Annotated in this window: 11 protein-coding genes; 9 read left to right on the forward strand and 2 right to left on the reverse strand. The window is 65.7% G+C overall.

The window, feature by feature from the left end:
- The first annotated feature begins 1 nt into the window (after position 1).
- The gene (locus HDC35_RS08830; RefSeq protein ID WP_184645789.1) at positions 2-1636 is read left to right on the forward strand and encodes a ShlB/FhaC/HecB family hemolysin secretion/activation protein; all 1635 of its coding nucleotides are present in this window, start codon (positions 2-4) and stop codon (positions 1634-1636) included.
- Here the strand turns inward: HDC35_RS08830 and HDC35_RS08835 are convergent.
- Positions 1608-2084, reverse strand: coding sequence for a hemerythrin domain-containing protein (locus HDC35_RS08835; RefSeq protein WP_184645792.1), 477 nt, complete (start codon positions 2082-2084; stop codon positions 1608-1610). The two genes, HDC35_RS08830 and HDC35_RS08835, sit on opposite strands and share 29 nt — an antisense overlap.
- A gap of 221 nt (positions 2085-2305) precedes the next feature.
- Between HDC35_RS08835 and HDC35_RS08840 the strand changes: the two genes are divergently transcribed.
- The 7 genes from HDC35_RS08840 (at position 2306) to HDC35_RS08870 (ending at position 12771) form a co-directional block, all read left to right on the forward strand.
- Positions 2306-3472, forward strand: coding sequence for a PepSY domain-containing protein (locus HDC35_RS08840; protein ID WP_184645794.1), 1167 nt, complete (start codon positions 2306-2308; stop codon positions 3470-3472).
- Positions 3469-3648: a hypothetical protein gene (locus HDC35_RS08845; RefSeq protein WP_184645796.1), complete on the forward strand. Its 180-nt coding sequence runs from the start codon at positions 3469-3471 to the stop codon at positions 3646-3648. The genes HDC35_RS08840 and HDC35_RS08845 overlap by 4 nt, the downstream gene beginning before the upstream one ends.
- 46 nt (positions 3649-3694) lie before the next feature.
- The gene (locus HDC35_RS08850; protein ID WP_311770740.1) at positions 3695-5887 is read left to right on the forward strand and encodes a TonB-dependent receptor; all 2193 of its coding nucleotides are present in this window, start codon (positions 3695-3697) and stop codon (positions 5885-5887) included.
- Positions 5888-6010: 123 nt separating this feature from the next.
- Positions 6011-6886 carry a Ku protein gene (locus tag HDC35_RS08855; RefSeq protein WP_184645798.1) on the forward strand — a complete coding sequence of 292 codons (876 nt, stop codon included), beginning with the start codon at positions 6011-6013 and terminating at the stop codon, positions 6884-6886.
- Complete coding sequence (locus HDC35_RS08860) at positions 6886-7383, forward strand: MgtC/SapB family protein (RefSeq protein ID WP_184645801.1); 498 nt, start codon at positions 6886-6888, stop codon at positions 7381-7383. Before HDC35_RS08855 ends, HDC35_RS08860 begins: the two co-directional genes overlap by 1 nt.
- A complete protein-coding gene (ligD, locus tag HDC35_RS08865; RefSeq protein WP_184645803.1) occupies positions 7370-9901 on the forward strand; it encodes a DNA ligase D in 2532 nt (843 codons plus the stop codon). Before HDC35_RS08860 ends, ligD begins: the two co-directional genes overlap by 14 nt.
- Before the next feature lie 194 nt (positions 9902-10095).
- Positions 10096-12771: a TonB-dependent receptor gene (locus HDC35_RS08870; RefSeq protein ID WP_260397629.1), complete on the forward strand. Its 2676-nt coding sequence runs from the start codon at positions 10096-10098 to the stop codon at positions 12769-12771.
- A 21-nt stretch (positions 12772-12792) separates the two neighbouring features.
- Here the strand turns inward: HDC35_RS08870 and HDC35_RS19840 are convergent, their stop codons facing one another.
- Complete coding sequence (locus HDC35_RS19840) at positions 12793-13653, reverse strand: AraC family transcriptional regulator (RefSeq protein ID WP_311770741.1); 861 nt, start codon at positions 13651-13653, stop codon at positions 12793-12795.
- 122 nt (positions 13654-13775) lie between these two features.
- Here HDC35_RS19840 and HDC35_RS08880 point away from each other — a divergent pair, with 122 nt between their 5' ends.
- Positions 13776-14549 (forward strand): SDR family oxidoreductase, encoded by a 774-nt coding sequence (locus HDC35_RS08880; protein WP_184645805.1) that lies wholly within the window; start codon positions 13776-13778, stop codon positions 14547-14549.
- Positions 14550-14610 lie beyond the last annotated feature (61 nt).

Consider the following 14610-nt stretch of genomic DNA (forward strand, 5'->3'; position numbering starts at 1 on the left):
CATGTGTATGTGGCGCAAAGCCTGTGCCGCGGCGGCAGGAACCCTGTTCCTTCCCGCCGCGGCGCTCGCCGCCCAGCCGGCGGCAACGCCGCTCGACGGGCGCCCGCCGCTTGCTCCCGGTTCGAGCGAACGCGAGCCGCTCCCCGATCCCGAAACGAACAGCCTGTCCTTCGGCAAGGTCGACCTCGGCGCGCGCCCCGACGTGACGATCCGCGAAATCCGGTTCGTCGGCGCCGGCGTTCCCGCCAATGTCGCCCGCGCGGCGCAGCGCTTCGTCGGCAAGCGCGCATCCGCGGACAATCTTGCCAAACTCGCCGCCGCGATGACGCGCGCCTACAACCGGTCGAGCGTCGCGCTTTTCACCCTCGTCATTCCCGAACAGGATTTGTCGGAGGGCGTTGTCACCGTCGCCTCGGCCGAAGGCCATGTCGGCGCGGTCACGCTCAGCGGCGAAAAGGAAGGCGGCCCCGCGCCGCTGATCGAAAAAATGGCCGCACCGCTGCGCAGCCAGCAACCCTTACCGCGCGCCCGCTTCGAACGCGCGCTCGGCAATATCGGCGACGTCCCCGGCGTCACCGTCACCCCGACGCTCGCGCTCGGTAGCGAGCCCGGTGCGGTCGCACTCGACCTCGCGCTCGACGCGAAAAAGCCAACCATCGGCCTCGGCTTCACGACGCGTACCAGCCCGTTCGTCGACGACGGGATCGTCGAAGCCAATGCGCGCGGAACCAGCCTGCTGCGCAGCGGCGACGAAACGCGGCTGACCGGCGCCGCGGCGCTCAATCTCAAATCTTTGCTCTATATTGCGGCGAACCACTCAACCCCGATCGGCGCCGACGGCACCCGCTTCGAACTGACTGCGGCGGCGCTGCGCACCCGGCCGAAAGGCCCCGCGATCGACGGCGAGGCGTGGAGCGCCGGCGCCGGCGTCACCCATCCGCTGATCCGCGCGACGCGGCGCAATCTGATCGCCTCGGCGCGGATCGACTATCTCGATTCCAAGAATGCGCTGTTCGGATCGACGATCGCCGCCGAAAAAACCTGGACCGCGAGCGGCAGCCTCGCCTTTCGCCTCACCGAGGACCGCACTGTCATCGGCGCGCGGATCGGCGGCGCCAAGGGGCTCGACATCGCGGGGGCGCGTGTCGATCCGGGCGCGGGCGAGGCGGGCTTCCTCTATGCCGATGCCAGCGTCGAGGCGAACCAGGCGATCGGCAAGGTCGCCGTCGTGCGGTTCGCAGCAACGGGGCGCTGGACCCGCGACCGGCTGCCCGCCGCGCAGCGCTTCAGCGTTGGCGGCGCCAGCTTCGGCCGCGCCTTCGACGACGGGCTGGTCAACGGCGACCGCGGTGTCGCGACCTTCGGCGAAGTCGCATGGCGGCCGCTGCGCGGCGGCAAGCTTGCCAAAAGCGAGATCTACACTTTCGCCGACTACGCCGACATCACCCTGCTCGAACGGACGGCGATCCCCCGGAGCGATTTCCGCCTCGGCAGCTGGGGCGGCGGGGTGCGCCTGTCCTATGCCGAAAATGCCACCATCGGGCTCGAATTCACCGATGCCTGGAAACAGCCGGTCGCGGGGTTCGGTCAGGACTGGCGCGTGGCGCTCAGCTGGAAATTGTCGATCCGGCCCTGACCGGGAGGTCGAGCGCCGCAGCGGCACTATGGAGTGTGTCGGCCAGCGGATAAAGCTCGCGCTCCTCGCGCTCGATCCGCATCGCGAGCTGTTCGAATATGCGTCGCGTCTCGCGGCAGAAACCGGGCCAGTCCGCCGCGACCCGCGCGCCGCTCCACATCTCGTCATAGGCGACATAATCCGCCGACAGATTTCCCATTTCCAGTTCGAACGCGCGCGTGGTCCGCATCAGGCCAGGATCGCCCGACGCCATCAGCCGCGGGTATAATATCCAGTCTTCGCATTTCAGGTGCCGGACCAGCGCCTCGCGAAGCGCACCGCGCGCCGACGTCAACTCGCTCGCAGGCGGCGGGTGTCTCGCCTCGGTCATGGCGAGGATGATCCGCGACAGCGCGACGAGCGCCGCATGTTCGGCGCGCAGTCGCTGCATCTCGCGGCTCAAGGCCATAGCGCCTCCAACGATGCGAGCGGTCCCCCGGCCCGCATCTTAAGCGGCCCGGCGTGAAAGGAAAGTGAATCGTCCCATCGGGCCGCCTCCGCACCCTTGGCCCGATCAATGGCATAGCTGGCCCGAACGATGGCATCCCGCATGCAAATCCGGTTGCCAACCGGGGTTGCAAGCCATAGGGCGCTATTGATTTTCCTTCGCAATAGCAGCAACCTTTGCCCATGCATCGCGCGACCATCCGGACATGTTTCCTCATCCACAAATGGACGAGCATCGTCTGCACCGCCTTTTTGCTGATGCTGTGCGTCACCGGGCTACCGCTGATCTTCCATCACGAGATCGACGAACTGGCCGGAGATGCGCCGGCCTATGGCCTGCCGGAGGTCGCATCGTCGGGCGAAGCGCCCGGCCTCAAACCGCTCGACGACATGCTCGCCACGGCCCTCGCCGCGCGCCCGGGCGAAGTCCCCGTGTTCATGGCGTTCGACAATGAGCAGCCGTCGATGACGGTCACCACCGCGCCGCGCCCCGACTCGCCCGCAGCCGACATGACGATCCAGATCCTCGACCGCTCGACCGGCAAGGCGACCTCGACCGTCGACGAAAGCGGCGTGATGCACGTCCTGCTCCAGCTCCACACCGACATGTTCCTCGGCCTGCCGGGCATGCTCTTCCTCGGGCTGATGGGGCTGCTCTTCGTGATCGCGATCGTCTCGGGGGTCATACTTTACGCCCCCTTCATGAAAAAGCTCGACTTCGGTACGCTGCGCACCTCGCGCAGCCGCCGCGTGAAATGGCTCGACTATCACAATCTGCTCGGCATCGTCGCGCTCGCGTGGATGACCGTCGTCGGCGCGACCGGCGTCATCAACGCACTGGCGACCCCGATTTTCCAATATTGGCAGATGACCGAACTGGCAGAGATGACGCGCGCCTATGCCGGGAAGGGCGCGGTGGCGCCCGAGCGTTACGGATCGATCGACAAGGCGATGGCCGCGGCGCGCAAGGAAATCCCCGGCAACAATCCGCAGTTCATCGCCTTCCCCGGCGGCGCGTTCAGCAGCAAACATCATTATGCGGTCTTCTTTCAGGGCGACACGCCGCTCACAGAGCGCTTGCTCACCACGGCGCTGATCGATGCCGAGACGGGCGCGTTCACCGACGCGCGGCCGATGCCCTGGTATGTGAAGGTGCTCGCGCTGTCGCAACCGCTCCACTTCGGCGACTATGGCGGGCTGCCGCTCAAGCTGCTCTGGGCGGTCCTCACCCTCTTCACGATGATCGTGCTCGGCTCGGGCCTCTATCTCTGGCTAGGCAAGCGCCGCTTCGGCACCGACGCGCTGGTGCGCGAGGTCGAGAGCGGCGGAACGCTGATCCCGGCCGAATGAGGAAGGCGAACGGCCTCCGCGCGATCTTCGCCGTGCCGCTGCTGCTCGCGCTCGTCAGCATCGCGGGGCTTGTCGTCGCGCTGACCGGCGACGGGCTGCGCGATGCCGCGGCGTGGGGGGCGCTTTCGATACCTGTTTTAGCCGTCGGCTGGGCGATGCGCGCCCGCCGCACCTGAATCACGTCACGCGCGGAGAAAGCCCGCGCTTACAAGGGGAACATCCGTGACCAGACCGACCTTCCGCACCGCGCTCGGCCTCTCCGCAGCGAGTGCTGCGTTCGCGCTGTGCGCGCCGGCCATGGCGCAAGACAGCACCGCCGAAGATATCCTCGTCACCGCGCAGCGGAGTAACCGGACCGAAGTCACCGCGGGGGGCAATGTCGGCGTCTTCGGCACCAAGGCGGCCGAGGATGTCCCGTTCAATATCCGCAGCTATAACGAAGCGCTGATCCTCAACCAGCAGCCCGATACGCTCGGCGAAGTGCTGGAGAACGACCCGACGATCCGCACCACGCTGGGCTTCGGCATCTCGGGCGAGGTCTTCGTGATCCGCGGCTTTGCGCTCAGTTCGGACGATGTCGGCTTCGACGGCCTTTATGGCGTCACCCCGCGCCAGCTCGTCGTGCCCGAGCTTTTTTCGTCGGTTCAGGTGATCGGTGGCGCCAGCGCCTTCCTCAACGGCGCGGCGCCCAGCGGCGGCGGCATTGGCGGCAGCGTCAACCTGATCCCCAAGCGCGCCGAGCGCGACCTGTCGCGCGTCACGCTGGGTTTCGTCGGCGATTCGCAATTCGCCGGTTCGTTCGACGTCGCGCGCCGCTTCGGCGACAATGACGCGTGGGGCGTCCGCCTCAACGGGTTGGCGCGCCGCGGCGACATCGCGATCGACGATGAATTCCATTCCTCCTACGCGGTCGGCGGCACCGTCGATTATGACGGCGGCGCCTTCCGCGCCTCGCTGAACGTCAATTACCAGCGGCTGCGCCAGTCGAACTGGCGGCCCAAGATCACCGTCAGCACCGCCATCCCCGCGCCGCCGCGCGCCGACGTCAACTATGCCCAGCCCTGGGCAGCGATCGAGACCGAGGACGTCTTCGGTTCGCTCAGCCTCGAATATGACATCGCCGACAATGCGCTGCTCTATGCCCGGGTCGGCGCGCGCGACGGGCGCGAGGATCAGATCACCAGTTCCTTCACCCTGCTCGACCCGGCGACCGGCGCCGGCAGCGGCGGCGGCTCCTATGTGCCGCGCACCGACAATAATGAGTCCGCCGTCGCCGGGCTGCGCGTCAACCTCGAAGCCGGCGGCATCAGCCACGAGATCAACTTCGGCGGCGCCGCAAGCTGGCAGGTCAACCGCAACGCCTATGATTTCTTCTCGGGCACCTTCGCCAGCAATCTCTATGACCCCGTCGATGTGCCGCGGCCGGCGAGCGGCTTCGTCGGCGGCAATATCGACGATCCCTTCCCGATCGGCCGCACGCGCGTCGCCAGCCTGTTCGCGTCGAACACGATCGGTTTCTGGGACGATCGCATCCTGCTGACCGGCGGCCTCCGCCTCCAGCAGATCAGCACCAAGGGCTATGCCTATAGCGACAGCCCGGGCGTCGAGGCGGGCGACCTCACCAGCTCCTACCAAAAGGACGCCGTGACCCCTGTCGCCGGGCTGGTGGTCAAGCCCCTCGAAGGACTCTCGCTCTACGCCAATCGCATCGAGGGGCTCGAGCAGGGCCAGACCGCGCCGACGGCGGTCGCCGATCCCGGCGGCGGCGCCGACATCATCGTGACCAACGGCGGCGAGGTGCTGCCGCCCTATGCCTCGGTGCAATATGAGGTCGGCGGCAAGTTCAGCTTCGGCCGCTTCAACGCCGCGCTCGCCTGGTTCCAGATCGATCGCCCGAACTCGGACTACCGCGTCAATCCGGCGGCACCGGGCGAGCTGATCTTCGGGCCCTTCGGGGTGCAGCGCAACCGCGGCGTCGAATTTACCCTCGACGGCGAGCCGGTTCAGGGCCTCCGCCTCATCGGCGGCGTCGCCGTCAACGATCCGAAGCTGCGCCGGACGCCCGGCGCCACAAATCAGGGCAACGACGCCCCGGGCATTCCCGAATGGACCGCGAACGCCAATGTCGAATGGGACCTGCCCTTCGTGCCCGCGCTGACGCTGACCGGCCGCGTCGTCCACACCGGCAAGCAGTCGGCGAACCAGGCGAACACGCTCGAACTCGAATCATGGACGCGCTTCGATCTTGGCGCTCGCTACGTCGCGGTCGTCGGCGACAACGCACTGACGCTGCGCTTCGGCGTCGATAATGTCGCGAACAAGCGTTATTGGGCGTCGGCGTTCAGTTCGTTCGGCACCCAGTTGCTGCAGGGCACCCCGCGCACCTTCAAGGCATCGGCATCGATCGACTTCTGATCCCATCCCATCCTCCCTGCGCCGAAGACATGGGGAGGGATATCCAACCCTGCCCTAAGGAACCCCTCGCCGCGCCGGACATTTGGACTCCGACTCCGAATGGGGAAAGCGAAAGGGAGTATCATGGCCGCACGCGCCTATTGGAAGGGACAGATCCGGCTCGCGCTGGTGTCGATCCCCGTCGAAATCTACGCCGCGACCAAATCGGGCGCCGCGATCAGCTTCCGGCAGATCCACGAGCCGAGCGGCAAGCCGGTCAAATATGAAAAGGTCGTGCCCGGCATCGGGCCGATCGACACCGACGACATCGTCAAGGGGTATGAAACTTCGAAGGGCAATTACGTCCTGCTCGACGAGGAGGAGATCGAGGCGGTCAAGCTCGAAAGCAAGCGCACTCTGGAGCTGCTCCAGTTCGTCGACGCGAGCGACATCGACATCCTCTATTATGCCAAACCCTATTATGTCGTCCCCGCCGACGAACTCGCCGAAGAGGCCTATATCGTCCTGCGCGAAGCGCTGAAACGCACGAAGAAGGTCGGCCTCGGCCAATTGTCGGTGCGCGGGCAGGAACAGCTCGTCGGCCTCCGTCCGTGCGGCAAGGGGCTCGTCCTCGAAGTGCTGCGCTACGCCGACGAGGTGAACAAGGCGGCCAATTATTTCCGCGATGTCGGCAGCAGCAAACCCGACGCCGACCTGCTCGACCTCGCCGAAACGCTGATCGAAAAGAAGTCGGGCAAGTTCGACGCGTCGGATTATCACAATCATTATGTCGATGCGATCAAGCGCGTGGTCGCCAAAAAGGCGAAGGCCAAGGGTAAACGCGTGATCGAGGACGTCGAGGAACCCGGCCCGGTCGGCGGCGGATCGAACGTCATCGACCTGATGGCGGCCTTGAAAGCATCGGTCGACGGCAAGAAAAAGGCGGCGGCAAGCAAGGCGAAGACAACGCCCGCGAAAAAGGCCCCGGCCAAAAAGACCGCCGAACGCAAGCGCGCCTGATGGAACTGAACGCCGCGCTCTGGTGGGAAACGATCGACGCGCAGGTGCTCCTGCGCCTCGGCGTCGCGACCTTTGTCGGCCTGCTGCTCGGGCTCGACCGCGAGCTCAAGGGCTATGACGCCGGGCTACGCACGCACGGGATGGTCGCGCTCAGTTCGTCGCTGATGACCGTCGTCGCGATCGCCCTCTATCACCAGCTCGGCGGTGTGGAATCGTCGATCGACCCGCTCCGCGTGATCGAGGGCATGGCGGCCGCCATCGGCATCATCGCGGCGGGGCTGATCATCGTGAAGGGCAGCGAGGTGCGCAACCTCACCACCGCGGCGCATATCTGGCTGACCGCGGCGATCGGCATCGCAAGCGGCGCGGGCTATTTCGCGGTGGTATGCATCGCCGCCGGGCTTGCGCTCGTGCTACTCATCCTTCTGCGCTTCGTCGAACGCCGACTGCCCGAGGCAGAGGAAAGCCTCAAGGAAGATGGGAATGCCGCGCGCTGACCCCCTCGCCCAATATAACGCCAAGCGCGATTTCGAGCTGACCCCTGAGCCGGCGGGCAAGGTTCGGAAGGCCGCCAAAAGAGATAAGGAGGGCAACCGTTTCGTCGTTCAGAAGCATGACGCGACGCGGCTGCATTACGACTTCCGGCTCGAAGTCGATGGCGTTCTGAAAAGCTGGGCGGTGACCAGGGGCCCGAGCGCCGACCCCGCCGACAAGCGCCTCGCGGTGCGCACCGAGGATCACCCGATGAGCTACGCCGATTTCGAAGGCGTGATCCCCAAGGGCGAATATGGCGGCGGCAGCGTGATGCTGTGGGACACAGGCACCTGGGCGCCCGTCGAAGGCAAGAGCGCGAAGGATATCGAGAAAGGCCATCTCCACTTCATCCTCGACGGCGAGCGCATGAAGGGCGAATGGCTGCTCGTCCGCATGAAGCCGCGTCCCGGCGAGAAGCGCGAGAACTGGCTGCTCCGCAAGATCGACGACGCCTTTGCAGGCGGCACCGACGACCTCGTCGGACGCCAGCTCACGAGTGTCCTCACCGGCCGCACCATGGCCGAAATCGCCGGCGACGAAGGCGGCGAGCAATCGCTGAAGGGCGCGAAGGGCGAGGCCTTTGCAAAGAAGATGGCCGATGCGGCAGCGCACAACAAAAAGGTCGCCAAGGCGAAGCCCCAAGGCGTAAGGACGCGCAAACCGCCCAAATTCCGTCCGCTTCAGCTCGCGACGCTCGTCGATGCGGTGCCGTCGGGCAACGGCTGGTTCCACGAGATCAAATATGACGGCTATCGCGCCCAGATCGCCGCCGCCGGAGCAGAGGTGCGCGTCTTCACGCGCAATGGCCTCGACTGGACCGACAAATTCGCCCCGCTCGTGCGGCACATCGCCGCGCTCGACCTGCCGCCGTCGCTGATCGACGGCGAGATCGTCGCTTATGGCAAGGACGGCAACCCCGACTTTTCCTCGCTCCAGGCGGTGCTCAAACGCGGCCACGGCGCGCAGGACGACGCGACCGACCTTCACTTCTTCGCCTTCGACCTCCTCGAACTGGACGGCAAAAGCCTCGCCAAGCTCGGCAACCTCGAACGCAAGGAACGGCTCGAGGCCCTGCTTTGCGACGCGCAGCCCCCGGTCGCGGTCGCCGATCATGTCATCGGCGCGGGCGAAACGCTCTACGCCGCAATGTGCGATGCCGGGCAGGAGGGAATCATTTCGAAACGTGCCGACGCGGCCTATTCGGGCCGGCGCTCGAAGAATTGGGTGAAGGTCAAATGCACGCGGCGGCAGGAGTTCGTCATCGTCGGCTGGAACCCCTCGTCGGCCAGGGCGCGCCCCTTCGCCTCGCTCCTCCTCGCGCAGCATGAAAAGGGCGAGCTCGTCTACAAGGGCAATGTCGGCACCGGCTTCGACGCCGACACAATGGCCGCGCTCGCGAAGACATTCGCGCGCCTCGAACGCAAGACGCCGCCGGTCGACGTCGATGCGGCGGCCGCGCGCAAGGCGCATTGGCTCAGGCCCGATCTCGTCGCCGAAATCGCCTTCGCCGAATTTACCGCGAGCGGATCGGTGCGCCACGCCAGCTTTCTCGGCCTGCGCAGCGACAAGGAGGCGAAACAGGTGACCCCCGAAACCCAGCAGCCAGCACCCCAGGCGGCAAGCGACGTAAAGATCAGCAGCCGCGATCGCGTCATCTTCCCCGAAGCGAAGGCGACCAAGGGCGACCTCGCCGACTATTATGCCGCACTCGCCCCGCTGATGCTCCCGCACATGGCGCGCCGCCCGATCAGCCTCGTTCGCTGCCCGCAGGGGCGCGCGAAGAAATGCTTTTTCCAGAAGCACGACTCGGGCAGCTTCGGCGAGCATGTCCACCATGTCCCGATCCGCGAGAAGGACGGGGGGCATGAGGATTATCTCTATGTCGAAGATGCCGACGGCATCCTCGCGTGCGTCCAGATGGGCACGATCGAATTCCACGGCTGGGGCAGCCATGTCGGTGCGCTCGAAAAGCCCGACCGCATGGTGTTCGACCTCGACCCCGACGAAGGACTCGATTTTGCCGATGTGAAAAAGGCCGCAACCGACATCCGCCGCCAGCTCGCCGATATCGGCCTCGTCAGCTTCGCGATGCTCTCGGGCGGCAAGGGCGTGCATGTCGTCGTGCCGCTCGATCCAGGCCACGGCTGGGACGCGCACAAGGGTTTCGCGAAACGCTTCGCCGAGGCGCTGAGCCTCGCCGAACCCGACCGCTATGTCGCGACGATGAGCAAGGCGAAGCGCAAGGGCAAGATCTTCATCGACTGGCTCCGCAACCAGCGGGGCAGCACCGCGATCATGCCCTATGCGGCGCGCGCGCGCGAACACGCCCCGGTCGCGGTCCCGATCGGCTGGGACGCGCTGGCCGATGTCGAAAACGCGGGACAATGGACGATCGAAGACGCCGACGCGCTGCTCGAACGCGCCGCCGGCGCCGACCTCAAAGGTTGGGGCTTCGCCAGCCAGCGCCTTCCCGATCATTGAGTCGCGACCGCAAATTGGTTAGAAATCTAATAAGCATTCTAATGGAACCAATATATAACCAAAAATAGCTATTCAACCGCTTGAACGGGTCTAATTTCGCGACGAAACGAGATTGACCCGAGGATTGGTCCGTATAAATTCCGCGCTAAATCAGCAGGTATAGCTGATTGGCATCCACGAGGAGGGAATTTGACATGACCAATATCCGATATTGGCTGGCTTCGGCGAGCATTGGTACGATGCTTCTCGCCGCTTCGACCGCCCAGGCGCAGACCGCCGCGTCCGCCGCCGACGCCGCTACGGCCGAAAGCGAAATCATTGTCACCGGCATCCGCGGATCGCTGCGCGAAGCAATCGACGCCAAGCGGGACCTGTCCGTCATCGCCGATGTCGTCACCGCCGAGGATGTCGGCAAATTCCCCGACAAGAATGTCGCCGAGGCGCTTCAGCGCGTCCCCGGCATCGTCGTCAACCGCGAGTTCGGCGAAGGCGAGCGCGTGTCGCTCCGCGGCACCGCTCCGAACCTTAACAAGACCCTCCTCAACGGCCACAGCGTCGCGACCGCCGATTGGTTCATCCTCGATCAGGTCGCTTCGACGCGCAGTTTCAACTACCTCACCCTGCCCGCCGAAATCATCGGCCGCCTCGAAGTTTACAAGAGCCCGCAGGCCGACGTCGAGGAAGGCGGTGTCGGCGGCACGATCAACGTCATCACGCGGAGCCCGCTCGACCTCGACCCGCTCACCCTCTCCGCCTCGGTGCAGGGCGCCTATTCGGACCTGTCGGAAAAATTCGACCCGCAATTGTCGGGGCTCGTCAGCTGGAAAAACGCCGACGAGACGTTCGGCGTCCTCGTCGGCGCGATCTACCAGAAGCGCCGCACGCGCCGCGACGGGCTCGAAATCTTCGGCTACCGCTCCTTCCCCGTCGGCGGCGGCGACGCGCTCGTCCCGACGCTGATCGGCTCGACCTTGTTCGAACAGACGCGCGAACGCTATGGCGCCAATATCGGCATCCAGTTCCGCCCGTCGGATCAGCTCGAAGTCAACATCACGGGCCTCTATTCCCGCTTCAACGCCGACAACTTCAACCAGAATTATATCGCATGGGGCGAACAGGCGCTCGCCGGCGGCGGCACGATCAGCAATGCCGTGGTGCAGGGCGGCGTCGCCGTGTCGGGCGATATCGCCTCGGCCAATGGCGGCACCACCGGTTTCGGCGTCGTCTATGACGCGATCGACCGGCAAGCGGTCGCGAAGACCGTCTCCGCCGATTTCGACCTGACCTATCGCCCGACCGACAGCCTCTCGGTGCATTTCAAGGCCGGCTGGACCAAGGCGAACGGCGACACGAGCAATGAGAATTTCATCGAATTCGCCGGCCCCGGCGCCTTCGGCTACGACCTAACCAGCGGCCGCCCCGAAGTCAGCTTCGCGAACCCCGATCCGCTCGACCCCGCGGGCATCCACCCCGATTTCGGCCGCATCCAGTCGGTGACCAACGACGATGAAGAAAAATATGTCTATCTCGACGTCGAGAAAGAGGTCGAATGGGGGCCGCTCACCGCGCTCAAATTCGGGCTCAAATATACCGACCACGACCGCGCCGCCGAACGCTTCGCGACCAACGGCGGCGTCTTTACGCCGGGCCTCCGCTGCGACGGGGCGCCGTGCACCGCGGCCGATTTCGCGACCGGCGGCGGCATGCCCGGCGACTTTCTGGGCAATATCGCCGCGCCCGGCACGCTCCGCGATTATTGGCGCGTCGATCCCGCGAAGCTGCGCGCCATCTATGGCGCGTCGACGTCCCCCTCCAACGACCGCTTCCTCGTCCCCGGCAACACTTACTCGATCAACGAAAAGGCTTGGGGCGGGTACGGCCTTGCCAAATTCGGCGGCGACGGCTGGCGCGGCAATGTCGGCGTGCGGGTGATCGAAACGAAGCAGACGTCGGACGGCTTCACCATCGGCGGTGCGAACCCCGAATTCACCAACCCGTTCGGCGGCTTCACCCCCTCGCGCGCCAAGCGCTCCTACACCGACATCCTGCCGAGCGCGAACCTGTCCGTCGACCTGTCGGACCAGGTCGTGCTGCGCTTCGCCGCGGGCAAGACGGTGACGCGCCCCGACTTCGTCGACATCACCCCCGGCGTCGACCTCAACGGCACCCTGCTCACCGGGCGCGGCGGCGATCCGAACCTCGATCCGTACCGCGCCAACCAGTACGACCTGTCGATCGAATTCTATCCCGACCGCGAGACGATCGTCGCGCTCGCCGCCTTCTACAAGGATATCCAGTCCTACATCGTCAACACGACCTCGACCGAAATATTGCCGGGCGTCTTCGTGCCGGGGTCCGAGCCCGCAGGCTGCGTCGCGGCGGGTGGCGGCAACCCGAACCTGTTCGACTGCCCCTATCAGATCAACCGGCGCAGCAACGGCGACGGCGGGCGCAACCAGGGCTTCGAATTCCAGGTGTCGCGCCCGATCGGGGGCGGCTTCGGCGCGGTGGTCAATTACACTTACTCGGACGCCAAGGCGAACAATGGCGACCCGATTCCGGGCAATTCGAAACATTCGCTCAACCTGACGGGCTATTATGAGAACGACCTCGTCAGTGCCCGACTCTCGTATAATTACCGGTCGAAATTCTTCATCGACATCGACCGCGCGGCGCCGCTCAACCAGGCCGCATTGTCGTCGCTCGACGCCTCGGTCAGCGTCAACATCACCGACAATATCGCGCTCACCGCCGACGCGGTGAACCTGACCAACGAGAAGATCGAGCAATATTCGGGTACCCGCGACCGTCCGCGCGCGATCTATGACAATGGCCGCATATTCTATGTCGGCGCGCGGCTGAAGTTCTGATCCGGCGGGTCGCCGACCGCGCTATCGGGCCGCAGCCCGATAGCGCGACGGCGGCACCCCGAAGCGCCGGGCAAAGGCGGTCGCGAAATGGCTGGGCGAGGCAAAACCCGTCGCCAGCGCCACCTCGGTCACCGGCTCCGCGCCATGCCACAGCCGCCGCGCCGCCTCGTCGAGCCGCGCGCGCATCACATATTGCCAGGGCGACAGGCCGAAGGCGTCGTGAAACGCATCGGTAAAGCGCCGCACCTCCATGCCGACCAGCGCTGCGAGCGCGGCCAGACTATGCTCGGCATCGAGCTGCCCGCGCACCGCATCGGCCAGCCGGTTGCGCTCCGATGCCGACAGCGCCCGGTGGCGCGCGCCCCGCTCGCGGTACCCGTAATGGGTCCGCAGATGCCGCTCGATCGCGTCGCCGGCCTCGTGCGCCGCCATCCGCGCCAGATCGTCGTCCGGCCCGCGAACAAGCCCGGCAAGGCGCGCGCCCGCGCGAAAGAGAAACTCGTCGCGATGCTTCACGCGCGCCGCCAGCGGCGCATCGGCGAGCAGCGCCGTCGGCACGCTGAGTTCGACGAACTCCGCCCGTTCGCCTTGCGCCAGCGCGGCATAGCGGCACGCGGCGGGGATCATCCATATATCGCCGCGCGCCGGCATCGCCGGTCCCGACGGTCCGACCGAAAATTCGCAGTCCATCCGGTCGAGCCGCCCGCCGAGATGGAGGACAACGACATGATGCGCTTCCTCAAAGGCCCAGTCGGTCGGCGAAGCCAGATTTTCGGTGGCGGCCAGCACGCCCAGCCGGCCGATCTGCGCCTGATGCCGGGCGACGACGTCGCGCGGCGATCGCGGGCGGATGCCATCCCATATGGTTGCGGCTTCGTTCAATCACCCACCTTGCAAGCCCCCACGACTCGCCATGACGATTTTTCCGAATCTGTGCCGGAATTTGAAAGCGGGCAAGGCGAAAGGCGCTTAGCCTTGGAAAAACAACAGCCAAGGAGACCAGTATGGCCGATCACAGCATCAAGGGTAAGACCGTGCTCATCGCCGGCGGCGGCAAGAATCTGGGCGGGCTGATCGCGCGCGACCTCGCTGCGCACGGCGCAAAGGCGATCGCGATCCATTACAACAGCCCCGCTTCCGCCCCCGAAACCGAAGCCACGCTGGCCGCAGTCCGCGCGGCGGGCGCCGAAGCCGTGGCATTCCAGGCCGACCTCACCTCGGCGGGAGCGGTCGAAAAGCTGTTCGCCGACACGATTGCCGCCATCGGCCGCCCCGACATCGCGATCAACACCGTCGGCAAGGTTCTCAAAAAGCCCTTCACCGAGATCGGCGAGGACGAATATGACGAAATGACCGCGGTCAATTCGAAAACCGCCTTCTTCTTCCTGAAAGAGGCGGGCAAGCATGTGAACGACAATGGCAAGGTATGTACGCTCGTCACCTCGCTGCTCGGTGCCTATACGCCCTTCTACGCCGCTTATGCCGGGACCAAGGCGCCGGTCGAACATTTCACCCGCGCCGCGTCGAAGGAGTTCGGCGAGCGCGGCATTTCGGTCACCGCGATCGGACCGGGGCCGATGGACACCCCCTTCTTCTACCCCGCCGAAGGCGACGATGCGGTCGCCTATCACAAATCGGCGGCGGCGCTCTCGCCCTTTTCGAAAACTGGGCTCACCGACATCGAAGATATCGTGCCGTGGATCCGCATGCTCGTGTCGGACGGCTGGTGGATGACCGGCCAGACGATCCTCGTCAACGGCGGCTACACGACCAAGTGACCCCTCCCCCTGCGGCCCCCGGGCCGCAGGGCACCCCCCTCCCCATCGCAACCCGAAGGCG

The sequence above is a fragment of the Sphingopyxis sp. JAI128 genome (assembly GCF_014207235.1).
In the GTDB taxonomy this organism is placed as follows: Bacteria; Pseudomonadota; Alphaproteobacteria; order Sphingomonadales; family Sphingomonadaceae; genus Sphingopyxis.

Bases quoted from the DNA above. Each gene is read 5' to 3' on its own strand.
- HDC35_RS08830 (WP_184645789.1), top strand. From the start codon at position 2: ATGTGTATGTGGCGCAAAGCCTGTGCCGCGGCGGCAGGAACCCTGTTC.
- HDC35_RS08835 (WP_184645792.1), bottom strand. From the start codon at position 2,084: ATGGCCTTGAGCCGCGAGATGCAGCGACTGCGCGCCGAACATGCGGCG.
- HDC35_RS08840 (WP_184645794.1), top strand. From the start codon at position 2,306: ATGCATCGCGCGACCATCCGGACATGTTTCCTCATCCACAAATGGACG.
- HDC35_RS08845 (WP_184645796.1), top strand. From the start codon at position 3,469: ATGAGGAAGGCGAACGGCCTCCGCGCGATCTTCGCCGTGCCGCTGCTG.
- HDC35_RS08855 (WP_184645798.1), top strand. From the start codon at position 6,011: ATGGCCGCACGCGCCTATTGGAAGGGACAGATCCGGCTCGCGCTGGTG.
- HDC35_RS08860 (WP_184645801.1), top strand. From the start codon at position 6,886: ATGGAACTGAACGCCGCGCTCTGGTGGGAAACGATCGACGCGCAGGTG.
- ligD (WP_184645803.1), top strand. From the start codon at position 7,370: ATGCCGCGCGCTGACCCCCTCGCCCAATATAACGCCAAGCGCGATTTC.
- HDC35_RS08870 (WP_260397629.1), top strand. From the start codon at position 10,096: ATGACCAATATCCGATATTGGCTGGCTTCGGCGAGCATTGGTACGATG.
- HDC35_RS08880 (WP_184645805.1), top strand. From the start codon at position 13,776: ATGGCCGATCACAGCATCAAGGGTAAGACCGTGCTCATCGCCGGCGGC.